The sequence below is a fragment of the Ruegeria sp. P8 genome (genome assembly GCF_056534665.1).
Genome location: NZ_JBQERC010000016.1, coordinates 57959 through 82783 on the forward strand (window position 1 = coordinate 57959; position 24825 = coordinate 82783).

27 protein-coding genes are annotated in these 24825 nt (G+C 58.0%); 13 read left to right on the forward strand and 14 right to left on the reverse strand.

Annotation, left to right across the window (positions count from 1 at the left end; genetic code table 11):
• Window positions 1–60 precede the first annotated feature (60 nt).
• Both ACR0BZ_RS16225 and ACR0BZ_RS16230 read right to left on the reverse strand, forming a co-directional pair.
• On the reverse strand, window positions 61–1332 hold the full coding sequence (locus tag ACR0BZ_RS16225) for an adenylate/guanylate cyclase domain-containing protein (protein WP_480920742.1): 1272 nt from the start codon (window positions 1330–1332) through the stop codon (window positions 61–63).
• A 39-nt stretch (window positions 1333–1371) separates the two neighbouring features.
• Window positions 1372–1824 carry a MarR family winged helix-turn-helix transcriptional regulator gene (locus tag ACR0BZ_RS16230; protein ID WP_480507318.1) on the reverse strand — a complete coding sequence of 151 codons (453 nt, stop codon included), beginning with the start codon at window positions 1822–1824 and terminating at the stop codon, window positions 1372–1374.
• A 57-nt stretch (window positions 1825–1881) separates the two neighbouring features.
• Here ACR0BZ_RS16230 and hmgA point away from each other — a divergent pair, with 57 nt between their 5' ends.
• The 7 genes from hmgA to ACR0BZ_RS16265 all read left to right on the forward strand — a co-directional run bounded on the left by hmgA (window position 1882) and on the right by ACR0BZ_RS16265 (window position 8767).
• Window positions 1882–3237 carry a homogentisate 1,2-dioxygenase gene (hmgA, locus tag ACR0BZ_RS16235; RefSeq protein ID WP_480920743.1) on the forward strand — a complete coding sequence of 452 codons (1356 nt, stop codon included), beginning with the start codon at window positions 1882–1884 and terminating at the stop codon, window positions 3235–3237.
• Between the two features lie 215 nt (window positions 3238–3452).
• Window positions 3453–4709, forward strand: a complete 1257-nt coding sequence (fahA, locus tag ACR0BZ_RS16240) for a fumarylacetoacetase (protein WP_480920744.1) — start codon at window positions 3453–3455, stop codon at window positions 4707–4709.
• Window positions 4710–4796: 87 nt separating this feature from the next.
• Window positions 4797–5747, forward strand: a complete 951-nt coding sequence (locus ACR0BZ_RS16245) for an MBL fold metallo-hydrolase (protein ID WP_480483800.1) — start codon at window positions 4797–4799, stop codon at window positions 5745–5747.
• Between the two features lie 134 nt (window positions 5748–5881).
• Window positions 5882–7492, forward strand: coding sequence for an FAD-dependent oxidoreductase (locus ACR0BZ_RS16250; RefSeq protein ID WP_480483801.1), 1611 nt, complete (start codon window positions 5882–5884; stop codon window positions 7490–7492).
• A gap of 5 nt (window positions 7493–7497) precedes the next feature.
• On the forward strand, window positions 7498–7695 hold the full coding sequence (locus ACR0BZ_RS16255; protein WP_209506076.1) for a DUF2783 domain-containing protein: 198 nt from the start codon (window positions 7498–7500) through the stop codon (window positions 7693–7695).
• Between the two features lie 11 nt (window positions 7696–7706).
• Window positions 7707–8345, forward strand: coding sequence for a maleylacetoacetate isomerase (gene maiA, locus ACR0BZ_RS16260; RefSeq protein WP_480774186.1), 639 nt, complete (start codon window positions 7707–7709; stop codon window positions 8343–8345).
• Window positions 8346–8431: 86 nt separating this feature from the next.
• Entirely contained in the window at window positions 8432–8767 is a 336-nt protein-coding gene (locus ACR0BZ_RS16265; RefSeq protein WP_480519392.1) for a DOPA 4,5-dioxygenase family protein, read from the forward strand.
• Here ACR0BZ_RS16265 and ACR0BZ_RS16270 read toward each other — a convergent pair.
• The gene (locus ACR0BZ_RS16270; RefSeq protein ID WP_480920745.1) at window positions 8764–10392 is read right to left on the reverse strand and encodes an acyl-CoA synthetase; all 1629 of its coding nucleotides are present in this window, start codon (window positions 10390–10392) and stop codon (window positions 8764–8766) included. The genes ACR0BZ_RS16265 and ACR0BZ_RS16270 overlap by 4 nt on opposite strands.
• 221 nt (window positions 10393–10613) lie before the next feature.
• On the opposite strand from ACR0BZ_RS16270, the gene ACR0BZ_RS16275 reads away from it, so the two are divergent.
• Window positions 10614–12005 (forward strand): aminotransferase family protein, encoded by a 1392-nt coding sequence (locus ACR0BZ_RS16275; RefSeq protein ID WP_209506068.1) that lies wholly within the window; start codon window positions 10614–10616, stop codon window positions 12003–12005.
• A 92-nt stretch (window positions 12006–12097) separates the two neighbouring features.
• Here ACR0BZ_RS16275 and ACR0BZ_RS16280 read toward each other — a convergent pair whose 3' ends face one another.
• From ACR0BZ_RS16280 to ACR0BZ_RS16305, 6 genes are all read right to left on the reverse strand, one after another.
• Window positions 12098–12688, reverse strand: a complete 591-nt coding sequence (locus ACR0BZ_RS16280; protein ID WP_480920746.1) for a YeeE/YedE thiosulfate transporter family protein — start codon at window positions 12686–12688, stop codon at window positions 12098–12100.
• A 4-nt stretch (window positions 12689–12692) separates the two neighbouring features.
• Window positions 12693–13241, reverse strand: a complete 549-nt coding sequence (locus ACR0BZ_RS16285; protein ID WP_209506064.1) for a YeeE/YedE thiosulfate transporter family protein — start codon at window positions 13239–13241, stop codon at window positions 12693–12695.
• 224 nt (window positions 13242–13465) lie between these two features.
• On the reverse strand, window positions 13466–13831 hold the full coding sequence (gene rplT, locus ACR0BZ_RS16290) for a 50S ribosomal protein L20 (RefSeq protein ID WP_039523695.1): 366 nt from the start codon (window positions 13829–13831) through the stop codon (window positions 13466–13468).
• Between the two features lie 15 nt (window positions 13832–13846).
• Window positions 13847–14047 carry a 50S ribosomal protein L35 gene (rpmI, locus tag ACR0BZ_RS16295; RefSeq protein WP_010443552.1) on the reverse strand — a complete coding sequence of 67 codons (201 nt, stop codon included), beginning with the start codon at window positions 14045–14047 and terminating at the stop codon, window positions 13847–13849.
• Window positions 14048–14230: 183 nt separating this feature from the next.
• Entirely contained in the window at window positions 14231–15781 is a 1551-nt protein-coding gene (locus ACR0BZ_RS16300) for an alanine/glycine:cation symporter family protein (RefSeq protein WP_480487220.1), read from the reverse strand.
• A gap of 13 nt (window positions 15782–15794) precedes the next feature.
• Window positions 15795–16232, reverse strand: a complete 438-nt coding sequence (locus ACR0BZ_RS16305) for a universal stress protein (protein WP_209506060.1) — start codon at window positions 16230–16232, stop codon at window positions 15795–15797.
• Window positions 16233–16440: 208 nt separating this feature from the next.
• Between ACR0BZ_RS16305 and ACR0BZ_RS16310 the strand changes: the two genes are divergently transcribed.
• Window positions 16441–16875 (forward strand): Lrp/AsnC ligand binding domain-containing protein, encoded by a 435-nt coding sequence (locus ACR0BZ_RS16310; protein ID WP_480920751.1) that lies wholly within the window; start codon window positions 16441–16443, stop codon window positions 16873–16875.
• 32 nt (window positions 16876–16907) lie between these two features.
• Here ACR0BZ_RS16310 and pyk read toward each other — a convergent pair whose 3' ends face one another.
• Window positions 16908–18353, reverse strand: coding sequence for a pyruvate kinase (pyk, locus tag ACR0BZ_RS16315; protein WP_480586506.1), 1446 nt, complete (start codon window positions 18351–18353; stop codon window positions 16908–16910).
• Window positions 18354–18495: 142 nt separating this feature from the next.
• Here pyk and ACR0BZ_RS16320 point away from each other — a divergent pair, with 142 nt between their 5' ends.
• The 3 genes from ACR0BZ_RS16320 to ACR0BZ_RS16330 all read left to right on the forward strand — a co-directional run bounded on the left by ACR0BZ_RS16320 (window position 18496) and on the right by ACR0BZ_RS16330 (window position 19962).
• Window positions 18496–19233 carry an N-formylglutamate amidohydrolase gene (locus ACR0BZ_RS16320; protein WP_480920747.1) on the forward strand — a complete coding sequence of 246 codons (738 nt, stop codon included), beginning with the start codon at window positions 18496–18498 and terminating at the stop codon, window positions 19231–19233.
• An 86-nt stretch (window positions 19234–19319) separates the two neighbouring features.
• Window positions 19320–19559: a DUF6868 family protein gene (locus ACR0BZ_RS16325; RefSeq protein ID WP_480483809.1), complete on the forward strand. Its 240-nt coding sequence runs from the start codon at window positions 19320–19322 to the stop codon at window positions 19557–19559.
• Window positions 19560–19647: 88 nt separating this feature from the next.
• Window positions 19648–19962, forward strand: a complete 315-nt coding sequence (locus tag ACR0BZ_RS16330) for a DUF1244 domain-containing protein (RefSeq protein WP_267365127.1) — start codon at window positions 19648–19650, stop codon at window positions 19960–19962.
• A gap of 43 nt (window positions 19963–20005) precedes the next feature.
• On the opposite strand, the gene ACR0BZ_RS16335 is transcribed toward ACR0BZ_RS16330, so the two are convergent.
• The 3 genes from ACR0BZ_RS16335 to dgcN all read right to left on the reverse strand — a co-directional run bounded on the left by ACR0BZ_RS16335 (window position 20006) and on the right by dgcN (window position 22919).
• Window positions 20006–20866, reverse strand: a complete 861-nt coding sequence (locus tag ACR0BZ_RS16335; protein ID WP_480483811.1) for a D-amino-acid transaminase — start codon at window positions 20864–20866, stop codon at window positions 20006–20008.
• 10 nt (window positions 20867–20876) lie between these two features.
• Window positions 20877–21842, reverse strand: coding sequence for an N-acetyl-D-Glu racemase DgcA (gene dgcA / locus ACR0BZ_RS16340; RefSeq protein ID WP_480911259.1), 966 nt, complete (start codon window positions 21840–21842; stop codon window positions 20877–20879).
• Window positions 21843–21917: 75 nt separating this feature from the next.
• Complete coding sequence (gene dgcN, locus ACR0BZ_RS16345; RefSeq protein WP_480586519.1) at window positions 21918–22919, reverse strand: N-acetyltransferase DgcN; 1002 nt, start codon at window positions 22917–22919, stop codon at window positions 21918–21920.
• Window positions 22920–23214: 295 nt separating this feature from the next.
• Between dgcN and ACR0BZ_RS16350 the strand changes: the two genes are divergently transcribed.
• Window positions 23215–24177 (forward strand): L-malyl-CoA/beta-methylmalyl-CoA lyase, encoded by a 963-nt coding sequence (locus ACR0BZ_RS16350; protein ID WP_480483813.1) that lies wholly within the window; start codon window positions 23215–23217, stop codon window positions 24175–24177.
• 49 nt (window positions 24178–24226) lie between these two features.
• Here ACR0BZ_RS16350 and ACR0BZ_RS16355 read toward each other — a convergent pair whose 3' ends face one another.
• Window positions 24227–24805 (reverse strand): PA14 domain-containing protein, encoded by a 579-nt coding sequence (locus ACR0BZ_RS16355; RefSeq protein WP_480920748.1) that lies wholly within the window; start codon window positions 24803–24805, stop codon window positions 24227–24229.
• Between the last annotated feature and the right edge of the window lie 20 nt (window positions 24806–24825).

Consider the following 24825-nt stretch of genomic DNA (forward strand, 5'->3'; position numbering starts at 1 on the left):
AAACAAAGGTGTTCCTTCACGACTTTCAGTTTCGGAATCGCTGAAGGAATAGCCTCGGTTTCACTTGGAATCTGATGGCCCGCCGGGACTGTATACTGTGAACAGCTCTTTGGGTTCGTTCACCCCGCGCAGCATGTAGCGCCCGACCGAGATGAGGTCTTGTGCGCAGGGGCGTGCCGCGACCGCGACGTCGTCCGAGATCAGGATTCGCTGACCCAGCGACCGGTGCATACCCGCGATGCGGGCGGCCTGATTGACGGCGGGGCCGATCACCGTGAAATCCAGCCGCGTTTCAGACCCGATATTGCCATACAGGATTTCGCCGGAATGCAGGGCCAGCGTGAAATTCGCAACCGGCAACCCCTGCGCCTGACGTCTGGCGTTCAATTCATCCATACGGGCTTGCAGCAAGGGCACCGCGCTGAGCGCGGCACGGGCGTCCTCGTCGATTTCGCCGACATCGAACATGGCCATCAGCCCATCGCCCATGAATTTCAGGATATTCCCACCCTTGTCGTGCACAACGCCCACGGCCACGGCCAGGTAATCATTGAGCATGTCGATGATCTCGTGACCCGGCAGATCTTCAGACAGGTTGGTGAACCCTTCCAGATCGAAATTCCAGATCACCGCATCGATCTGCTGCAATGATCCGCGACGAATCTCACCCGACAGGACGCGGCGCCCGGCATCACGACCCAGATAGACCCGCATCAGGTCTTCGGTCAGGTTCTGGTTCTTGGCGGATTTGAGCGCCAGCCCCAGATGCGGCAATACCGCATGAATGTGCCTGAGATCGCTGTCATCAAACCCGGACGGCGCATCGCTGGCCCAGGACATCAGGACGCCATCACTGACTTTTTTGGTACCGTCGGGGCGCATCTTCCCCGACCCCTCATACGAGATGCCGGTGGCATAATAATCGGTCGCCCCAACCTCTCTCAGGTCGTTCAACAACGGAAATCGGCTGGGTTCATTATGGTCGACCAGTTTGACCCGGATTTCATCCAGATCCTCGTTCAGCAGCGCATAAAGCGGGCTTTGTTGCCACATTTCGCTGGGCGTATCCGTGTTTTCAAACTTCTCGGATTCACCGCCGGTGCTTTTGTACCAGCTATATCCGGTTCCGCCATAAACCGGGTGCAAGGTCGACTGCGCCGCATGGAACCGCATCAGCGGAATACCAATGTCGAGCAGACTGGTGCAGAAACCTTCCAGCAACTCTTCCTGCCCGGCACCCTCAAGCCCCTTTTGGACCAACCAATCGATCAGGGTGTGTGTGGATACCTTGGCAGGTTCGAATGACGTCATTTCAAATTCCGTATCAAGCATGACACACATCTGGGGACGGCAGGCGCCAATTACCAGTGGTCAATCCACGCCAGCCAACCGTCGCAACATCTGGCGCAGCAAGGCGGCCTCTTTTTCGCTGAACAGGTCCGACAGCCTGGCGTCATAGCTTGCAGCCACCCCGTACAAGTCGCGATACACAGCTTGCCCGGCGGGTGTCAGTGTCAGCCATTCCGCCCGCCGATCAGCCTCGTCCCGTGTGCGTTTCAGGTACCGGCGCTCCTCGAGCTTGGCAACTGCACGGCTGATCTTGGTCTTGTGCATTCTGGCCCGTTCACCAATTTCCTTGGCGGTCATTTCGCCAAACAGCCCCAGATGGAACAGCACCCGCCATTCGGTTCTGAGCATTCCGTACCGCCCCTTGTAGACAGCCTGAAATTCCAACGAGGCGCGCTCGGCCGCCTGGTTCAGCAGGAACGGCAGAAAATTCTGCAGGAAAAAGTCATCATTTTTTTCAGATTCGTCATGTGTCATGCTTGTTAGTTACAAAATCAACTATTAACCGACAAGCAGCAAACGGAGGAATACGTAATGAACCGTCCGACGGATCCGCATTCATTGACGCAAGCAGCAACGCCTGTTGGTACCCATGCCGGTTACATGCCCGGCTTTGGCAACGACTTTGAAACCGAGGCGCTGCCCGATGCGCTGCCGCAGGGGATGAACAGCCCGCAAAGGTGCAACTACGGGCTCTACGGTGAACAGCTGAGCGGCACAGCCTTTACCGCCAACCCGCCTGAACGCACCTGGTGCTATCGTATTCGCCCGTCGGTAAAGCATTCGCACCGTTACGAAAAAATCTACTTGCCCTATTGGAAATCGGCCCCCTGCATCGACCCGGATGTGATCAGCCTGGGCCAGTATCGTTGGGATCCGGTGCCGCATTCCGACGAAGGTCTGAACTGGATGACCGGGATGCGGACCATGACGACGGCGGGGGACGTGAACACCCAGGTTGGCATGGCCTGCCATATCTATCTGGTCACCGAATCCATGGTCGACGACTATTTCTTCTCGGCCGATTCCGAGTTGCTGGTGGTGCCACAGGAAGGACGCCTGCGCTTTGCGACTGAACTGGGAATCATTGACCTTGAGCCCAAGGAAATCGCGATCATCCCGCGTGGACTGCTCTACCGGGTTGAAGTTCTGGAAGGCCCGGCACGCGGCTTTGTCTGCGAGAATTACGGCCAGAAGTTTGAACTGCCGGGTCGCGGTCCGATCGGGGCCAACTGCATGGCCAACCCGCGCGATTTCAAAGCTCCGGTCGCCGCCTATGAGGATCGTGAAACCCCGTCGACCGTGACGATCAAATGGTGTGGCCAGTTTCATACCACGAAAATCGGACACAGCCCGTTGGATGTGGTGGCATGGCACGGCAATTATGCACCCTACAAATACGATCTGCGCAACTATTGCCCGGTTGGCGCGATCCTGTTTGACCATCCAGACCCGTCGATCTTTACCGTTCTGACGGCACCCTCTGGCCAGCCCGGCACCGCAAATATCGACTTTGTCCTGTTCCGCGAACGCTGGATGGTGATGGAGGATACGTTCCGACCACCCTGGTATCACAAGAACATCATGTCCGAGCTGATGGGCAACATCTACGGTCAATACGATGCGAAACCGCAGGGCTTCGTTCCCGGTGGCACCAGTCTGCACAACATGATGATCCCGCATGGCCCCGACAGGGAAGCCTTTGACAAGGCGTCCTATTCCAATCTGGGGCCGGAAAAGCTGGACCAGACGATGTCGTTCATGTTCGAAACCCGGTTCCCCCAGCACCTGACACCGTTTGCCGCCAATGAGGCACCGCTGCAGGACGACTATATCGACTGCTGGACATCGCTTGAGAAGAAGTTCGACGGCACACCGGGCAAGAAATGACCCTCAGACCGGGTTCGCCAGACGGCACCCGTCCTGATGGCGATGAACATATCCATTCCGGTTGCAGGCGTCTTGTCGCCGCAACCGGAAAACAAAGACGGGACCCTGGCAGTCGACATGCTGCAACCGCGCCCGCTCTGGGCTTTGGCGCCTGTCTATTCGGGGTTATGATCGTTTCGAACCACGTACCAAATATAACAAAATAGGGGCAAAATATGCCTTTGATGAAATCCTGGGTGGCCTCGGCCAATGACGCGGCGCATCCGTTTCCACTGAACAACCTGCCTTACGGTGTCTTCTCGACCGAAGGCGATGATCCGCGCTGCGGCGTGGCCATCGGTGACATGATCCTCGACGTTACCGCCGCCGAAGCCGAAGGGTTAATCACCCTAAGCGATGAGCCGCTGTTCGATCTGCCGTTCTGGAACCCTTTGATGGAGGAAGGCCCCGCCGTCTGGGCAGCCCTGCGTGAGCGGCTGATCAGCCTTCTGGCCGAGGGCTCGGACGAGCAAAGCAAGATCGAACCGCTGCTTGTACCGCAGGCCGAAGCCCAGATGCACTTGCCCTTCGCGGTCAGCGAATACACCGATTTCTACGCCGGGCGAAACCATGCCTTCAACGTGGGCACCATGTTCCGTGGCCCGGAAAACGCGCTGCCGCCGAACTGGTTGCACATTCCGATTGGCTATAACGGACGGGCGTCCTCGGTCGTGGTATCCGGCACGGATATCCGCCGCCCGTGGGGACAGCTGAAATCCCCCGATCAGGATCTGCCCGCCTTCCTGCCCTGCCGCCGCTTTGATATCGAGTTGGAGATGGGCGCCATCGTGGGTACGCCCTCGGATGGCCCGATAACCGTGCAGGAAGCTGACGACCATATCTTCGGCTACGTTCTGCTGAACGACTGGTCGGCACGTGATATACAAGCCTGGGAATACCAGCCGCTGGGCCCGTTTCAGGCCAAGGCAACCGCAACCTCGATCAGCCCCTGGATCGTGACCAAGGCTGCACTCGAGCCGTTCCGCTGTGACACGCCAGCCCGCGAGTTCGCGCTGCTGGACCACCTCAAGGATTGCGGCCCGATGCTGTATGACATCGATTTGGCCGTCTCCATGGCACCCGAAGGCCAAGACGCCACGACCATCGCGCGAACCAACTACAACCAGATGTACTATTCCGCCGCGCAACAACTGGCCCACCACACCACATCGGGATGCCCGATGAACACGGGCGACCTGCTGGGGTCAGGCACCATATCCGGCCCAACCAAGCCCGAACGCGGATCACTTCTGGAACTCAGCTGGGGCGGGAAAGAGCCGCTGACGCTGGACACAGGTGAAACCCGAAGCTTCATCGAAGACGGCGACACGATGACCCTGACCGGCGCTGCCAGGGGCGACGGCTATACTATCGGGTTCGGCGACTGCACCGGCACCGTTCTGCCTGCACTCAATTCCCCATTCGAGCGATGACGCACTGAGCTTCATCTTTTTCCAAATACTCCCGCCGGAGGCATCCAACCCCTGCCTTCCGCGCAACCGCAAAAGGACAAAACCAAGATGGCCAAAGCATTCGCGTCCCAGGGGGACATGTCGGAAAAGAAAATCTCTTTCACAGAGGTGGGCGAAGGGCTCTATGCTTTCACCGCCGAGGGTGACCCGAACTCGGGCGTGATCATCGGCGATGACAGCGTGATGATCGTCGAGGCGCAGGCGACCCCGCGCCTGGCCAACAAGGTGATCGAATGCGTGCGGTCTGTGACCGACAAGCCGATCACCCATGTGGCGCTGACCCATTACCACGCTGTGCGGGTCTTGGGTGCCAGCGCTTTTGGCGCGCAACAGATTCTGATGTCCGACATGGCCCGTGCCATGGTGGTGGAACGCGGTCAGGAAGACTGGGACAGCGAATTCCAGCGCTTCCCGCGCCTGTTCGAAGGGCATGAAAGCATCCCCGGCCTGACCTTGCCCACCACCACCTTCAGCGACACGATGACCGTTTATCTGGGCAATCGCCGGATCGACCTGATGCATCTGGGGCGCGCCCATACCGCCGGTGATATCGTCATCCACGTGCCAGACCAGAACGTGATGTTCACCGGCGACATCGTCGAATATCACTCGGCCTGCTATTGCGGTGACGGGCATTTCAACGACTGGGGAGACACGCTGGACGAGATCAAGTGGTTCGATGTCGACGCCATCGCACCGGGTCGCGGCGATGCGCTGGTTGGCAAGGACATGGTCAATGCCGCCATCGAAAACACTCGCGATTTCGTCGAAAGCACCTACCGCCCGGCGGCCAGGGTTGCGGCGCGCGGTGGCAGCCTGAAAGAGGCATGGGATGCAGTCCGCGCCGAATGTGACCCGAAATTCGCCAGTTACGCGATCTACGAACACTGCCTGCCGTTCAACGTCGCCCGCGCCTACGACGAAGCCCGTGGCATCGACACACCCCGCATCTGGACCGCACAGCGCGATCTTGAGATGTGGGAGGCCCTGCAGGGGTAAGGAAAAACGACCCAGTTTGATCCAGATCGTTTTAGGCGGCGGGATTCAATGAAACCATATGCCAAAGGCTTCGGCACATGTTGCCGGGGCACAGGACATGCAGCACTTTGGCGCATCTGCTTGGGGGGAAGCCCATGAACAAGATCTTTGAAACTCCGCTTTACGGCTATGAACGCAGTCCGGATCAGGACAGCCCGACGCCAGTTCGGCGCAAGGTTATCGTGATCGGCGCGGGCCCGGTTGGTCTGGCCGCCGCGATTGATCTGGCGCAGCAAGGGGTTGACGTCGTGGTTCTGGATGAGAATGACAAGGTCAGTTTCGGCAGCCGCGCCATCTGTTTCTCGCAACGCACGCTGGAAATTGCCGACCGGCTGGGATGCGGGCGCCGACTGGTCGACAAGGGCGTCCTGTGGGATCGGGGCAAGGTCTTCTTCGATGATCGGCAGGTCTATGACTTCAACCTGCAACCGGATGAAGGTTATGCCAACCCTGCCTTCATCAACCTTCAGCAATACCATTTTGAGAACTATTTCGTTGAACGGGTCCGCGAGTTGCAGGCAGAAGGCGCACCGATTGAGATACGCGGACGCAACAAGGTCGAGGCGATTGGCACGCATGACGATCACGTGCGGCTGGAGGTCGAGACGCCAGAAGGACCTTACACAATCGAAGCCGATTGGCTGATTGCCTGTGATGGCGCGACATCCCCTGCCCGGCGGATGTTGGGCATTGATTTCGAAGGACGGATTTTTGAAGACAACTTCCTGATTGCAGACGTGATCATGGATGCGGATTTTCCGTCTGAACGCTGGTTCTGGTTCGATCCGCCGTTCAATCGCGGGCAATCCGCCTTGTTGCACAAACAGCCCGACAATGTGTGGCGCATCGACCTGCAACTGGGTTGGGACATCGACAAGGAACGCGAAAAGCGCCCCGAGAACGTGATCCCCCGCCTCAAGGCGATGCTGGGCGATGATGTCGAGTTTCAGCTGGAATGGGTCTCGATCTATACGTTCCAGTGCCGTCGCATGGAAAGCTTCCGCAAGGGACGTGTCCTGTTTGCGGGCGACAGCGCGCATCAGGTCAGCCCCTTTGGCGCGCGCGGGGCCAATTCCGGCCTTCAGGACACCGACAACCTGTGTTGGAAACTGAAGCTGGTTCTGGACGGGAAAGCACCTGAAACTCTGCTGGACAGCTACAACGCCGAACGCGTGTACGGGGCGGACGAGAACATCCTGAATTCCAGCCGGTCGACCGATTTCATCACCCCGAAATCCGAGATGTCGCGGATCCTGCGCGATGCGGTACTGGACCTGAGCGAGCATTATGACTTCGCGCGCCCGCTGGTGAATTCTGGCCGCCTGAGCCAGCCCTGCACCTATGATGGATCTTCGCTGAATTCTGCGGACGCGCTGAACGGCCCCGCCGGAACGCGCCCGGGTTCGGCCTGTCCCGACGCTCCGCTTGGTGACGAGTTTCTGCTGCCCAAGCTTGCAGGCAAGTTCACGCTTTTGACTATCGATGCAGACGCCCCAGATACCCTGGAAGAAGATGGGATCGAGGTCACGCGACTGGCGCTGTCGGTCAAGGATGATATGACGCTGGCCCTCAAACGCCGCTATCTGGGCGACGCGACCAGCGCAGTCTACCTGATCCGCCCGGACCAGCATGTGGCCGCCCGGCGTGACAGTTACGAAGAAAACACCTTCCGGCACGCGATCCGCAGAGCCTGCGGTAAGGAGTAAGCCCCATGTCAGACCTGATCCTAACCCCGAACATCAAAAACGCCGATGACTTCTATGCCGAACTTCTGGCCGCGCATGAAGGCCTGGAAAAAGCAGACAGCGACGCGCTGAATGCGCGGCTGGTACTGGTGTTGGCCAACCACATCGGTGACAGTACGGTGCTGACGGACGCCCTTCGCGCTGCCGCTTTGACTGACAGTTGACAGGCCCGGACGTGAGCGACGTCGTCCTTTATGACTATTGGCGATCCTCGGCCAGTTACCGGGTGCGGATCGCCCTGAATCTGGCCGGGATCGCGTATCGCCCGGTTGTTGTCGATCTGGTGGGCGGCGCACAAAAGGGCGATGAACATATCGCGCGAAACCCGCAGGGCTTTGTGCCGGTTCTGGATATTGACGGGCTGCGGTTGACGCAATCGCTGGCCATCCTCGACTATCTGGACCGGACCCGGCAGTTGAACCTTCTGCCTGATGATCCGGCGGAACGTGCGCGTGTTCAGGCGCTGGCTTATGCGATCGCCGTCGACATCCACCCAGTCTGCAACCTGTCGGTTGCGCGCTATGCCACGACCCTGAGCCATAACGCCCCCGACATGCCCGGCGACTGGATGCGGAATTTCATCAAACCCGGGTTGCAGGCGTTCGAAACCATGTTGGGTGATTTCGAACAGGCCCCCTACTGTGTTGGGTCAAAGCCCGGTCTCGCCGACCTCTGCCTGATCCCGCAGATCTATAACGCGCGCCGGTGGCAGGTTGATTTGTCGGATATGCCCCGCCTGCTGCGGGTTGAAGAGGCCTGCGCCAATCACCCGGCCTTTGTCGCGGCACATCCCGACGCACATGCGCCGGGTTAACATTGCACAGACCCTGTGTGCATGCGCAGCTAGGTTTTTTTCCTTTTAGGCCTTAGCTTTGAGCCAACAAAGCAGACGAGGTTCCTATGCCCGAGATCACCGGCTATCACGCCCATGTCTATTTCGACGCCGACACGCAGGACACCGCGCGGCAGGTCTGTGAAGAGGCGGCCCGCCTGTTCCCTGTTCAAATGGGCCGGATGCACGCCCGAAACGTCGGCCCCCATTCGCGCTGGAGCTGCCAGCTGGGCTTTGCTGCCAGCGCATTCGACCAAGTCATCCCATGGCTGATGCTGAACCGGCAGGGCCTGACGGTCTTCACGCACCCGGAAACCGGTGAACATCTGGAGGATCACCGCGACCGCGCGATCTGGATGGGTGAGATGCTGGCGTTGGACCTGTCGATCTTCGACAATCTTTAACCCAGCGCCCGTGCCTGATCCCGCAGAACGAATTTCTGCACCTTGCCGGTTGATGTCTTGGGCAGGGTGCCGAACACAACCGTTTTGGGTGCCTTGAAATGGGCCATCCGGTCGCGACAGAAGGCGATAAGCTCTGCCTCGGTTGCGGCTGCGCCGGGTTTCAACTCGACAAAGGCGCAGGGCGTTTCGCCCCATTTCTCATCGGGACGGGCCACCACTGCAGCCTCCATCACCGCCGGATGCTTGTAGAGGATACCTTCGACCTCGACAGATGAGATATTCTCGCCGCCCGAGATGATGATGTCCTTTGAACGGTCCTTGAGCGCGATATAGCCATCGGGGTGCATGACGCCCAGATCACCGGACGCGAACCAGCCACCGTGAAAGGCCTTGTCGGTAGCGTCGGGATTCTTGAGGTATCCTTTCATCACCACGTTGCCCTGCATGAATATCTCACCCATGGTTTCGCCATCAGCCGGAACCGGTTCCAGCGTTTCCGGGTCGGCCACCATCAGTCCGGACAACGCTGTATAGCGCACCCCTTGCCGCACCTTGAGGGCCGCGCGATCTTCAGGCCCTTTGCTGTTCCATTCGTCTTTCCATGCGCAGACAACCGAAGGCCCATAGGTTTCGGTCAGGCCATAGACATGCGTGACCTCGACACCCATCGCCTCCATCGCTTCGATCACGGCCGCAGGCGGCGGGGCACCTGCCGTCATCACCTTGATCTGGTGGTCAAAGTCCTTCAACTCATCCGGAGCGTGGGCCAGCATGTTCAGAACGATCGGCGCACCGCAGAAATGGGTCACTTTCTCGTCCCGGAAAGCAGCATAGATCGGTTCGGCCCGCACCGCGCGCAAGCAAACGGAAACACCTGCATTGGCTGCCATGGCCCATGGGAAGCACCAGCCATTGCAGTGGAACATCGGCAGGGTCCACAGGTAGACCGAATGCTTGGGCATATCCCAGTCCAGCAAATCCGACTGTGCGTTCAGTGTCGCGCCGCGATGGTGGTAGACCACGCCCTTGGGGTTGCCCGTGGTGCCCGAGGTATAATTCAGTGTGATCGCGTCCCATTCGTCCGCTGGCAGTGACCAGTTAAACGCGGGGTCGCCTTCGGCCAGCAGGGCATCATAGGTCAGGCGGCCCAGCTTTTCACCACCGTCGAAGGTGGGGTCTTCGATATCGATGACCAGAATGTCATGATCGACCTGTTGCAGCGCATCTTTCACCACATCCGAAAACTCGGGGTCGACCAGCAGCGCCTTGGCTTCGGCATGGCTCAGGATGAATGCGACAATCGGCGCATCCAGCCGTGTGTTGATTGCGTTCAGAACAGCGCCCGTCATGGGCACGCCAAAATGCGCCTCGTACATTTCCGGGATGTTGGCCGCGATTATCGAAACGGTATCGCCCCGTCCAATCCCACGCGCTGTCAACGCACTCGCCAGACGCCGGCAACGGGCATAGGTTTCAGCCCAGGAATACCGGCGATCCCCATAAACCACGGATGGATAATCCGGGTAGACCTGCGCCGTCCGTTCAATGAACGTAAGGGGCGACAGGGGTGTGTAATTTGCCCGGCATTTGTCCAAATGACGCTCGTAGATATGTGTCGCTGCCATCCGCTGTCCTCCCGAAACGCAGTTTGGGCGAATTGAGCACAAAGTTCGCGTTCTGACAAACCCGTAGAAATACGGCGGCAAAACCGACTGGCAATACGGGATGATACGATCTGGCCCTATCTACAGCAGGGCTTTCGCGGTGATCTGAAGCATCTTAAACACATGCTGGGATGTGGTATTCCCATATCCCGCGCACCGCTTCCTCACTGAAAGGACATGTCATGGACGGCACGTTCAACGAAAACGATCTTTCCCGCGTAGTCGAGGCTGACCGCGCCCATATCTGGCACCATCTGATCCAGCATAAACCCTTTGAAACCAATGACCCACGCATCATTGTCGAGGGCAAGGGTATGCGTGTCTGGGACCAGAAAGGCAAAGAGCATCTGGATGCGGTTTCTGGCGGCGTCTGGACCGTCAATGTCGGCTATGGCCGCGAATCGATCTGCAAGGCGGTTTACGACCAGCTGATGAAGCTGTGCTATTTCGCCAATTCGGCCGGTTCGATCCCGGGTGCGCTGTTTGCCGAGCAACTGATCGACAAGATGCCGGGCATGAGCCGCGTCTATTACACCAACTCGGGATCCGAGGCGAACGAGAAGGCGTTCAAGATGGTGCGCCAGATCGCGCACAAAAAATACGGCGGCAAAAAAACCAAGATCCTGTACCGCGATCGGGACTATCACGGCTCTACGCTGGCGACCATGTCGGCAGGCGGTCAGGACGAGCGCACGGCGCAATACGGCCCCTTTGCACCTGATTTCGTGCGCGTGCCGCATTGCATGGAATATCGCAAGCACGAGCTGGACGGCGCACCCGAAGAGAATTTCGGCGAATGGGCCGCAGATCAGATTGAAGCCGTCATCCTGCGCGAAGGCCCCGATACCGTAGGTGCGCTGTGCCTTGAGCCTGTAACAGCGGGTGGTGGTGTAATCGAAGCGCCTGAAGGATACTGGCAGCGCGTGCAGGAGATCTGCAAGAAATACGATGTGCTGCTGCATATCGACGAGGTTGTCTGTGGCGTGGGCCGCACCGGCACGTGGTTCGGGTACCAGCAATACGGTATCAAACCCGATTTCGTGACCATGGCCAAGGGTGTGGCGTCAGGCTATGCCGCGATTGCCTGCATGGTCACCACCGAGGAAGTCTTTGACTTGTTCAAAGACGATGCCGCGGACCCGATGAACTATTTCCGCGATATCTCGACCTTTGGTGGGTGCACCGCTGGTCCGGCAGCGGCCATCGAGAACATGCGCATCATTCAGGATGAAAACCTGTTGCAGAACTGCACGGATATGGGCGCGCGTATGACGAACAACCTTCTGGCGCTGATGGACAAGCACAAGGTCATCGGCGATGTGCGCGGCAAGGGCTTGTTCCTGGGGGCCGAACTGGTTGTGGATCGCGGCACCAAAGAGCCGGTGGACGAGAAACTGGCGCAGGCCGTTACTGCCGACTGTATGGCACAGGGCGTGATCATCGGCGTCACCAACCGCTCGATCCCCGGTCGCAACAACACGCTGTGCTTCTCGCCTGCGCTGATCGCTACAGCCGATGACATTGACCAGATCACCGACGCGGTTGACGGCGCACTGGGGCGTGTGTTCGGGTAAGATCACCGATATTGGCTAAAAAAGAAACCGGCGCGTGTTGCGCCGGTTTTTTTGTCGGGATGCCGGTCGTGAATGTGTACGCTCAGCCGTGATTATTCGGCCGCAACACCAACCTTTTCGCCAGTTGCGATCAGGCTGTCCGGAAGAACGAATGCAACCAGAACAAAGACGGCACCCAGTGCGATACCGAGGATATCGCCGGACAGTGACAAAACACCCTCGTAAGCGGATCCCGGAACTGTACCCAGGGTGACTTTGCCGCCAGCAATTCCATCGAGCAGACCCGTGGCCTTCCAGGCCGGATATGTCGCCATATAGGCCGCAGCGCCTAACAAACCGCCGACGATGAAGAACAAGGCGTCACGGCGACCGGACGCAGCGGCGCAGACCCCTGTTCCCGGACAGTAGCCCGATGCAGCCCAGCCCGCACCCAGTAACAATCCGCCAATGAAGACACCGACATAGGCCGATTTTACCGACATATGGCCGACATCCACAAACCCCAGCATCTGCCCGCCAAACATGAGGATCGAACCGGTTCCGATTGCCAGGAGGATCGTTTTCATCAGGTGGAGTCGACGCAGTGTCAACATGCCCACAATCCAATTTGGATTCGCCGCGCCAATCCGGTCAAGTACGGCTCCGAAAGCGGCGCCAATGATGATCGCAAGAATGATTTCCATCGCCTTATCCTTTCCGGTAGATCAGCATTGCTGTAGGAATTGCCGCTGCAAATGCTCCGGCTGCAAAGATATAGCCTGACAGGGCTGTCTGCATCATACCGGACATCATGTGACCGGATGTGCACCCACCCGCCAACCTGGCCCCATAGAGGACGACAAAGCCGCCCAATAGCGCGACCAGGTTTCGGGCCCAGGGCGTGTCGCCATAGTTTTCGCGCCAGATCATGGGCAGCTTGCCCTCGCCGCGTTCCAGACCGCCGCGCGCCTTGACCGACAAGAACGCCCCTGCGGCCATAGCCAAAACGAAGACAAAGCTGTAATTCAACGGATTGGATACGTATTTGGCGTATTTGCCGTTGGATTTCGCCATGTATGCGTTGCTTGAACTGTAACCGTCATCCGTCTGTGTTACGAATTCTGAATTGACGGTGTCCGCAATAATTCCGTCAAGGATGACGAATTGGGTCGAAACACCGATCGGCTTCACCAGAAGAACTGCCCCGAAGAACACGAGCCCTAGCAGAACACCTCCAACTTTCCAGTTTAGTGTCATGATTTCACCCTTTTCATTTATATTCATAAAATCATATATAATATGATCCGAGGGCTGTTACATGATCTAGATCAAACCGGTCATGCCTGAAACTGGTTGGCGTCATCCCAATGCAGAAGGGATGGATGCCCTGATCCAAGAAGCGCTTGGAATGCACCGCATGTTGCAACAAAAAAGACCGCCCCAAAGGGACGGCCTTTCTTTCACTGTCTCTTTTCAGAGGTTCAGGCAGCCAGAGCAGCCTGAGCTTTGGCGACGATCGCGCCGAACGCTTCCGGTTCGTGCACGGCCAGGTCGGCCAGAACTTTGCGGTCCACTTCGATACCGGCCAGGTTCAGACCGTTGATGAAGCGGGAATATGTCAGAGCCTCGTCATGGCTGCGCACAGCAGCGTTGATCCGCTGGATCCACAGCGCGCGGAAGTTGCGCTTGCGGTTCTTGCGGTCACGGGTCGCGTACTGGTTGGCCTTGTCGACGGCCTGAGTTGCGACTTTGAAGTTGCTCTTGCGACGACCATAATAGCCTTTTGCGGCCTTGATGATCTTCTTGTGACGGGCGTGAGTTACGGTTCCACCTTTAACGCGGGACATCTCTTACATCTCCTCTTAGCGGTCGTAGGGCATGTAGCCCTTGACGATCTTTGCGTCGGGGGCGGACAGGGTGGTGTTGCCACGGGCGTCGCGGATGAATTTCTTGGTCCGCTTGATCATGCCGTGCCGTTTGCCGGCCTGGCCAGCAAGGACCTTACCGGTCGCAGTCACCTTGAAGCGCTTCTTGGCGCTTGATTTGGTCTTCATCTTAGGCATTTCCGTCTCCTTTTTCGGGTTCGGTTTCAGACGCGACTCGGCATGCCATCTCGGCCGGTCACGCGATCAGAAGCGCCGTTTACGCAAGTTCGGTCATACTGGCAAGGGGGTTTGGACCAGAATCTGTGCTTTTTGCAGCCTGGTCAGGCACCGGGGCGACACAAGCCGCCCCGGTGATTGGATTTAGTGTTCGAATTTGCGGATTTCACCGCTCTTCAGCCTTGCGGAGTAGGACGCCAGTTCCTGCCGCACCACTTTCATCAGGAAGTAGAGAGCAAAGACGTTCACAACCGCCATCGCAAAGATCGCCGCATCCGAGAAGTCGATAACGGGGCCGAGGTTGGCCGCAGCGCCGATCACCACGAAGACACAGAAGATGACCTTGAAGATCAGCTCTTTTGTATGTCCTTCTCCGAACAGGTAGGTCCAGGCCTTGAGGCCATAGTAGGACCAGCTGATCATGGTCGAGAAGGCAAACAGGATCACCGCAATCGCAAGGATGTACGGGAACCAGCTGAACGCGCTGCCAAACGCGGCAGAAGTCAGGCTGACACCGGAATTTCCATCCACTGTTGCGATGGCGGAACCCGCTTCGTTCAGCATGTAGTTGCCGGTTTCAGGATCGATGATCAGCTGTTGCGTGATGATGATCACCAGCGCCGTCATGGTACAGATCACGACGGTATCGATGAAGGGTTCAAGCAGCGATACAAAACCCTCGGTGATCGGCTCCTTGGTCCGAACCGCCGAGTGCGCGATAGCTGCAGAGCCCACGCCCGCCTCGTTCGAGAATGCCGCGCGCTTGAAGCCTTGGATCAGCGCACCGACCATGCCCCCTGCAACACCCAGCCCCGTGAAGGCACCGGCAAAGATCTGACCAAAGGCCCAGCCGATCATGTCCGCATTCATCGCGATGATGACCAGTGCGGTGGCGACATACAGCACACCCATGAACGGCACGACCTTTTCAGTCACCCGAGCAATGGATTTCAGGCCGCCAACAATGACCATGAACACGACCGCAGCAAAAACAATACCGGTAATCCAGCCCGGATAGTCGCCAACGATACCCGCGATCTGCTGATGTGCCTGGTTGGCCTGGAACATGTTCCCGCCGCCCAATGCGCCCAGAATACAGAAGATCGAGAACAGCACCGCCAGGATCTTGCCACCGGGCAGACCCAACTCGTCAAAGCCCTTGGACATGTAATACATCGGGCCACCCGAAACGGTGCCATCTTCGTATTCATTGCGGTATTTCACGCCCAGCGTACATTCGGTGAACTTTGATGCCATGCCCAGAAGGCCCGCTAGGATCATCCAGAAGGTTGCACCCGGCCCACCGATGCCAATGGCAACGGCCACACCTGCGATATTCCCCAAGCCCACAGTGCCGGACAGCGCCGTGGCCAATGCCTGAAAGTGGCTGACCTCGCCCGCGTCGTTGGGATCGGAATAGTCACCTTTGACAAGGCTGATCGCGTGACCAAAGAACCGCAACTGCACAAGCGCGAAATACAGTGTGAAAACCGATGCAGCAATCACCAGCCACATGACGATCCACGGAAAGCTGGTTCCGGGCAGCGGTGCAAAGATGAAGCTGACAAACGGTCCGGTCAGGTTTGCAAAGGCCTGATTGATTTTTTCATCCAGTCCCGGCGCCTCTTGTGCAAGGGCAGGGCTGGCGGCAATGGTGGCGGCCGTTACGGCGCCAAGTGTTTTTAGCGTTCTCATTTTAGCCCTCCCCTCAGTTCACGACCGTAACCGGAACGTCGGCATGCATTACCAGATATTGCGTCGAACTGCCGAACAGGCGTTTCTTGATCCCGTCCGCAGATGCCCGACCCACGACGATTTGCGAGCCTCCGTTTTCGACCGTGATGGCGTTCAGCGTTTCCGCAACATCGCCATGGCGCACAATGCCCTGCGCTTCGAATCCCGCAGCCCTGAGGGCCTCAACAGCAGGTGTCACGACACGCGACATTGCCAGATCAACCTCTTCTTCGCGGCGCTTGTGGCGCTGGGCGTTTTCTTCAGGTGTCTGGAATGTGTAAGGTGACCATTCGATCACATAAGCGACCAGCAAATCGCACGTTCCGATCAGCTTTGCCAAATCCTTGGCAAAGGCAATCGCACGCTCGCCGGTTTCAGTCCCGTCGAGTCCTATGACAATCTTTGTTGTCATTTCGTTCCTCCGTTTTTGTTGTTAAGGCCGGGGCCCACGCCCCCGGCAGGGCGGCCGGAACTTGGAACTTTTCAACAAGACCGCCCTTTGGTAAGTATTAGGAAATTTCACTAGGAATTGGAGATTTTTTTGGGCCATTTTCAGTGTAATTTATCGAATTGCGCCAAAAATACAGGGAATTTTACTGATTAGCAGAGATTTAGACAATATCGATCAACGCATCCTGTACGAGCTGGAGGCCAATGGACGGCTCTCGATAGTTGAGTTGGCGGCGCGCGTGAACCTGACCAATACGCCCTGTTCCGAGCGTGTAAAACGACTTGAGAAGAATGGCTATATCAAAGGGTACAGAGCCGTCGTCGACAAGGAAAGGATGGGGCTGGCGCTGTTGACCGTGGTGCAGGTATCCCTGGTCGCGACGGCGGAACAATCCCTGGTGAGGTTCAACGACGCTGTTCGGAATGTGTCGGAAATCGAAAGCTGCCTGATGGTGGCGGGCTCGTTTGATTATCTTTTGACTGTTCGAACGCGCGATATTGCGCATTTCCGTCTGGTACTGGGCGAGAAGATCAACAAGCTGCCGGGAATACACCAGACCAGCTCTTTTACAGTTATGGAAATTGTAAAAGAGCCGGTTGGCTGACATGACACTCGGGCCCGAGTGTCAGGGTGCGGTTATTCCGGATCCGTGCTGTAGATCAGCCGTTCATCACAAGGGGCCACCCGCAGAATGTTGGTGGTGCCGGGAACGTTGAAAGGGACACCGGCCGTAACCACGATCTGATCGGTTTCGGTTGCGAACCCCCCTGCCCGCGCCGCGCGGGCCGCGTTGACCACGGCGCTTTTGAACCGCTGGAGTTCTGGCGTCATGACGCAATTGCAACCCCAGCTCAGGCAAAGCCTTCGCGCAGTTCCCATCAGCGATGTCATCGCAATGATCGGAACACCGGGACGTTCACGGGCTGTCAATGAGGCGGTGGTTCCACTTTGCGTAAAGCAGCAGATGGCCTTGATATCGGTCTTTTCAGCAATCTCGCGGGCAGCCGCAACAATGGCATCGGCCACAGTGCTTCCTTTTGCCGTGCGGGACGCGGCGATAATCTGGGAATAGGTCGGGTCGGCCTCGACCTCGATGGCGACCTTATTCATGGTCTGCACAGCCTCAACCGGATAAGCACCTGCCGCCGATTCCGCGCTGAGCATAATTGCGTCCGTACCCTCATAGATCGCGGTGGCCACATCCGACACTTCGGCGCGGGTGGGCATCGGGCTTTCGATCATGCTTTCCAGCATCTGGGTGGCGACAATGACCGGCTTGGCAGCACTACGGCACTTGCGGACCAGCCTCTTTTGAATGGGCGGCACCGCAGATACCGGCAGCTCCACCCCCAGATCGCCCCGCGCCACCATGATCCCGTCCGACGCATCAAGGATGTCGTCGAACGCCTCGACCGCCGCCGGCTTTTCGATCTTCGACAGGATCGCGGCGCGTCCATCAGCCAGCGCGCGGGCCTCGAACACATCCTTGGCGCGTTGCACGAAACTCAGCGCCAGCCAGTCAACGCCCAATTGGCAGACAAACTCAAGGTCGCCACGGTCCTTCTCCGACAAGGCCGCCAGCGGCAGTACCACATCCGGGACGTTCACACCCTTGCGGTTCGAGATCGTACCGCCGACCTCAACTGTGCAATTGGCAAAGTCCTGACCACAATCTTGAACGATCAGACGGATCTTGCCGTCATTGACCAGAAGGCGCGCGCCCGGTTCAAGGGCCGCGAAAATCTCGGGGTGCGGCAGGCACACGCGGGTGGTGTCGCCGGGAGCTGGATCAAGGTCCAGACGGAACGCCGCGCCTTCTTCCAAATCCTCCGCATCATTTGCAAAAACACCAACCCGCAGCTTGGGACCCTGAAGGTCAGCCAGAATGGCAATCGGGCTGTCCAGATCCTTTTCAACCTGCCGAATGATCTTGTGGCGTTCACGTATCTCGTCATGGCTGCCGTGGCTCATGTTCAGACGGAACACATCCGCCCCGGCCTCGTGCAGGGCGCGAATGGTGTCATAGTCACTGGACGCCGGTCCCAGCGTCGCCACGATTTTTACATTTCTCAGGCGTCGCATTGGTCTTGACCTCCTCATGCCGGTTCAGGTTCGCAGATCAGCTTTTGCAAAATGTTACCGCAAACACTGCTGTGGCGCTTATTGCGCAATTCCCTTTTTAAAGCAACTGCCCTACACCTGCGACAAACTAGATGACAGGCTTATGACTTACACCCCGTTTTTTGTTCACGGCGCGGATCGCCCGTCCCGATGGCTGATCACATGCGACCACGCAACCAACATCGTCCCCCCCGAGGTCAATGACGGAGACCTTGGCCTGCCGCGCGAGGATATGGAGCGCCATATCGCCTATGATGTCGGCGCGTATGAGGTATCAAAACATCTGGGCGAGATTCTGAACGCGCCGGTGATTGCTGCCAATTTCTCGCGCCTCGTAATTGACCCGAACCGAGGGGAAGATGACCCCACGCTGTTGATGAAACTGTATGACGGGTCGATCATTCCCGGCAACCGCCATGCCGATGCCGCCGAGCGCGAACACCGCCTGAACATGTGTTATCGCCCCTACCACACAGCATTGTCCGAGATGGCGGCACTGCCACATGCGGTAATTGTGTCGATGCATTCCTTCACGCGTCAGCTGCGCGGACGTGATCCGCGTCCGTGGCACATTGGTGTGCTGCACACGCCGGACGAGCGGTTCTCGCGTCCTTTGATCGAACGGCTGCAACAGGAAGATGACCTGTGCGTTGGTGTCAATGAACCCTATACCGGCGTTTTGCCGGGTGATGCGATTGACAAGCACTGCACCGCTTTTGGCCGTCCCAATGCATTGATCGAGCTACGCAATGATCTGATCGCCGATCATGCCGGACAACGGCATTGGGCCGAGCGGCTGGCGATAATCCTGCAAGAAGCGTTGGACGCCAGCGACCTTTGACCGCAAGGTTTGCAGGGACGTTCCACCCCTCACACCATTGTGTGCAATGCCTCTGATCCCCATATATTGCGGGAAAGGGGATCGTCATGACACATGAGTTTCTGACAACGTTTTTCGGTTGGGTGGCCGCGCTTAATATCGCGGTTTTGCTGTTCACCACCGTCATGATTCTGCTTTTGCAGGACTGGATCGCTGGCATTCACGGCAGGATGTTTCAGATGGATCGCGCCGACGTGAAACGTGCCTATTTCAGATACCTTGCCAACTACAAGATCCTGACACTGATCTTTTGCATCGTGCCCTGGCTGGCTTTGAAACTGATGTAGGTAGCGCTGACCACGAGCGCCGTTGTTGTAACGACACGGCAGGATTGTTAGGTCAAACGCAACACACACTGCCTTCCGGAGCCACATTATGGACAAGCAAACCGAAATCGAACTTCAGGCTGCCGCCTTTCGTCGGCTGCAAAAGCACCTGATGGAAGACCGCACCGATGTGCAGAACATCGACATGATGAATCTGGCCGGGTTCTGCCGAAACTGCCTGTCACGGTGGTATCAGGAAGCGGCCAATGAAAAGGGGATCGAGATGGGCAAGGACGAGGCCCGAGAACTTTTCTACGGCATGACCATGGATGAATGGAAAGCCAATTATCAAACCGAGGCCAGCGCTGAAAAACAGGCCGCTTTCAAGGTCGCGTTTGAAGAGAATGTAACGAAAAAGGGCTAGGCCCAATACGAAAAAGGCCCGCCAGATTGGCGGGCCTTTTTCTTTAGATCGCCGCCTTGCGGCTTTCGTCCAGATAAATCTCGCGCAAGCGTTTTGCAATCGGCCCCGGCGTACCGTCACCCAGCGCAACTCCGTCGATTTCAACCACCGGCATTACAAAGGCACTGGCCGAGGTGGTGAATGCTTCGTCCGCCTCTTTGGCTTCGTCGATGGTGAACAGACGCTCTTCGATTTCCATCTGCGCCTCAGCCGCCATGCGCAGCACGGCCTTTCGGGTGATGCCGTGCAGGATATCGTTGGACAGCGGGCGGGTGACAATCTTGCCGTTTTTGACGAAATAGGCGTTGTTGCTGGTGCCCTCGGTCACAAAGCCGTCCTCGACCAGCCATGCGTCGTCGCAACCTGCCTTCTTGGCCATCATCTTGCCCATCGACGGGTAGAGCAATTGCACCGTTTTGATGTCGCGGCGGCCCCAGCGGATGTCTTCGATCGAGATGATCTTGGCGCCTTTCCTTGCCGCCGGGCTGTCAGCCAGCCCCGGCTTGTTCTGCGTGAACAGAACGAGGCTGGGCTGGGTATCTGCCGACGGAAACACAAAATCCCGGTCGCCATCGCTGCCGCGCGAAACCTGCAGATAGACCAAACCTTCCTCGATACCGTTCAGCTCAATCAGCTTACGGTGGATTTCCAACAGTTCATCCTTGGTGCAGGGCTCGGCCATCTCAAGCTCGTCCAGCGAGCGCTTCAGACGGACTGAGTGACCTTCGAAGTCGATCAGCTTGCCGTCCAGCACACTGGTGACTTCGTAGACCGCGTCCGCAAACAGGAAGCCACGGTCAAAAATGGAAACCTTGGCCTCGGTCTCCGGCAGATATTCGCCATTTACGTAAACGGTGCGGGTCATGTTCGTCTCCTCAACCCCAAAGTGCGGCCGCAGGCGGGTGCACTCCGGCGTCGTCAAAATCCAGCGGGGTGTCGCGGTCTTCGGCCAACAGAAGCGGGCCGTCAAGGTCCGTTACCATCGCACCCTGCGCCAGCAATGTCGCAGGTGCCATGGCAAGCGAGCTGCCGACCATACATCCCACCATAATGTCATAGCCTTCGGCAATCGCCGCCTTGCGCAACTCCAGCGCCTCGGTCAGGCCTCCGGTCTTGTCGAGTTTGATGTTGATGACATCATATTTGCCCTTCAACTTGGGCAGGCTGGCGCGGTCATGGCAGGATTCGTCAGCACAGACTGGCACCGGGCGCTTCATACCGATCAATGCGTCGTCATCTCCTGCGGGCAATGGCTGTTCCACCAACGCCACGCCCAGCCGCACCAGATGCGGGGCGAGGTCGGCGTAAACCTCGGCCGACCAGCCTTCGTTTGCATCCACAATGATCTTGGAGACCGGAGCACCGGCTCGCACTGCCTCAAGCCGGGGCATATCATCAGGTGTGCCCAGCTTGATCTTCAGAAGCGGGCGATGCGCGTTCCCGGCGGCCTGCGCCTGCATTGCCTCGGGGGTGTCCAACGACAATGTATAGGCGGTGATCTCGGGGCCGGGCTTGGGCAGACCTGCCAGGTCCCAGGCGCGTTTGCCGGTTCGTTTGCACTCCAGATCCCACAGGGCGCAATCCACGGCGTTCCGCGCGGCACCTGCTGGCAGCAGATCCATCAGCGACCGGCGGGTGACATCCGCGGGCAGACCGGCAATCTCGGCCTCAACGGACTCCAGCGTTTCGTCATAACGCGCATAAGGAACGCATTCGCCCCAGCCCTGATGAGTTCCGTCCGACACCCGAACCGTCAGCACCTTTGCTTCGGTCCGCGACCCGCGCGAGATGGTGAAGACCTGCGCCAGCCGGAACACATCGCGAGAAACCTCAATCTGCACGCACCCGTTCCTTCATCTTTTCCCAAATACTCACGCCGGAGGTGAAACAGCCCCGCCACCGGCGCGTTGTTCAGATCACATTGCGGCCAGCGCGTCCACCAGCTTGCCCGAACCAAAGCGGAACGGGTCGGTCGCAGGCAGGCCCATATCCGCTTCGATCTTGGCCAGGTAGGCGGTCGCCTCAGCCTCGGACATGTGCTGCGTGTTGACCGAAACGCCAACAACCTGACAATCCGGGTTTGCCACTTTGGCCAGTGCCAGCGCGGTGTCGCGCAGGGCTTCCAATGTCGGCAGTTGATAGGTTGGCAAGCCGCGCATATGCGCACGGGTCGGTTCATGGCTCAGGATCAGGGCGTCCGGCTGGCCGCCATGGATCAGTGCCATGGTCACGCCGGAATAGGATACGTGGAACAATGATCCCTGCCCTTCGATCAGATCCCAGTGATCCTCGTCATTGTCCGGTGTCAGCCATTCGACCGAACCAGCCATGAAATCGGCAATGACTGCGTCCAGCGGCACACCGTCACCGGTGATCAGGATGCCGGTCTGGCCGGTCGCGCGGAAGGTCGATTTCATCCCGCGCTCACGCATCTCGGCGTCCATCGCCAGCGCGGTGTACATCTTGCCAACCGAACAGTCTGTTCCGACGGCCAGACACCGCTTGCCCTTGCGTTTGATCCCGTTTGCGATCGGGTAATCGATCTCGGGCACCCGTACATCGTGCAGTTTTCGTCCTGTTGCTTCGGCAACCGCTACCAGGTCGGGCTCATCCCGCAGCAGATTATGCAACCCCGAGGCCAGGTCGAACCCTTCCTCAAGCGCCATAACCAGAACCTTTTTCCAGTCCTGGCTGATCACACCGCCGCGGTTTGCCACGCCGATCACCAGCGTCTTGGCTCCGGCTTCTTTCGCTTCGGTCAGGGTCATGTCAGTCAGGCCCAGATCGGCCTTGCAGCCATCCATTCGATACTGGCCCACGGCGTTTTCCGGACGCCAGTCCTTGATCCCAACAGCCACTTTGGCCGCCAATTGGTCGGGCGCATCGCCCAGGAACAGCAGGTACGGTGTCTCGATCATTGCGGTCACTCCTTTGATTCCGGGGCAGGCTAGAGAAGCGGCAAAACGAGCGCTTCGCGTTTTGGCCCGTCAACCACGAGCTATGCGCGAGTTTCTTGTGCAATATTCGCAATATGCGCAAAAATCTTCGAAGTTTTCAAAATGATTAAACTTTAATCGCCCCAGTCGGGCAGTTTTGAAGCCGCTTTCTGCAACCGCATTGCCGCAGATGCACAATCGCTCTTGCGCCGCACCACGCAATTTAATACCTCATTGAGCAGAAAAATCGTAATTTCATTACTCAGACGAGGTCCAGATGAGCTTTCGCATCCAACCTGCCGCACCGGCGCGCCCCAATCGCTGTCAGCTGTTTGGCCCGGGGTCGAACACCAAACTGTTCCCGAAGATGGCAGCATCCGCCGCAGATGTGATCAACCTCGATCTTGAAGACTCGGTTGCACCTTCGGACAAGGATGCGGCCCGCGCCAATGTCATCGAAGCACTGAACACCGTGGATTGGGGCAACAAATACATGTCCGTTCGCATCAACGGATTGGACACCCCGTACTGGTATCGCGACGTTGTCGATGTACTGGAACAGGCGGGCGACCGTCTGGATCAGATCATGATTCCCAAAGTCGGCTGCGCGGCGGATGTCTATGCGGTAGACGCACTGGTCACTGCCATTGAACGCGCCAAAGGTCGTGCCAAACCGATCAGCTTCGAGGTTATCATCGAATCCGCAGCTGGCATCGCCCATGCCGAAGAAATCGCGGCCTCCTCGCCCCGTTTGCAGGCTATGAGCCTGGGAGCTGCGGATTTTGCTGCCTCGATGGGGATGCAGACAACCGGCATCGGCGGCACGCAGGAAAATTATTACATGCTGCACGAGGGTGCGAAACACTGGTCCGACCCATGGCATTGGGCACAGGCCGCCATCGTTGCCGCGTGCCGCACCCATGGCGTGCTGCCAGTCGACGGGCCCTTCGGTGATTTCAGCGATGACGAGGGGTACATTGCGCAGGCCAAACGCTCGGCCACGCTGGGCATGGTCGGTAAATGGGCGATCCACCCCAAGCAGATCGCGCTGGCCAATCAGGTGTTCACCCCATCAGAAGAAGCCGTGTCAGAGGCCCGAGAAATTCTCGCCGCGATGGAACAGGCCAAAGCCAATGGCGAAGGTGCGACAGTTTACAAAGGACGTCTGGTCGACATCGCGTCGATCAAGCAGGCCGAGGTGATCGTGGCACAGGCCGAACTGATCGCGGCCAACGGCTGAGAAAAAAAAAGGCGCCCGACCCGGCGCCTTTTTCAATTGTTTTCTGGCGTCACCGCCCAAAGACAGCATTCGGTGTCCAGGTGAACCTTTCGCCTTTTTTACCCGACTTCATCATCAGGCAGGATGTTCCAAGCTTCTGGAAATAGATGATCTTGAGAGGGTACCACCCGGCCTTGGGCACTTCGACTTCGGTCCGCTGGTTGGCCTCGCAGCCCTGAATACCCGTGACATAGCCGATATTCTGGCCTCCGACGAATGCTTCTATCCCGTCATTCGACCAGGTTTCCAACTCGTAAATCCCCGGCGAATCGAACCGCATGTACCCCGTAATTTCGGCAGCAACATTATAAGCGCTGTCGAAGGTCATAACATCGTCACCCTGACTGGTGTCCCTGTAATCCAAACCCCGCAGCGGTTGCCCAGGCTGTGCTTTGGACAACATGCTTTTTGCCTGACTCAGATCGCGGATCTTCTTGTGTTGATTACCTGTACCAACATATTTCACATTCAGCCCCGCTTTCGGAGAAGGCTGCGGGTTGGCAGGTTGCAGTTTAAGCGGGGCAGACAAGGCGGCCCCGGCAACCATTGACAAGGCAACTGCGGTCACCACTGTTCGAACGCGTTTCATCGTATTCTCCCTGTTTGCGT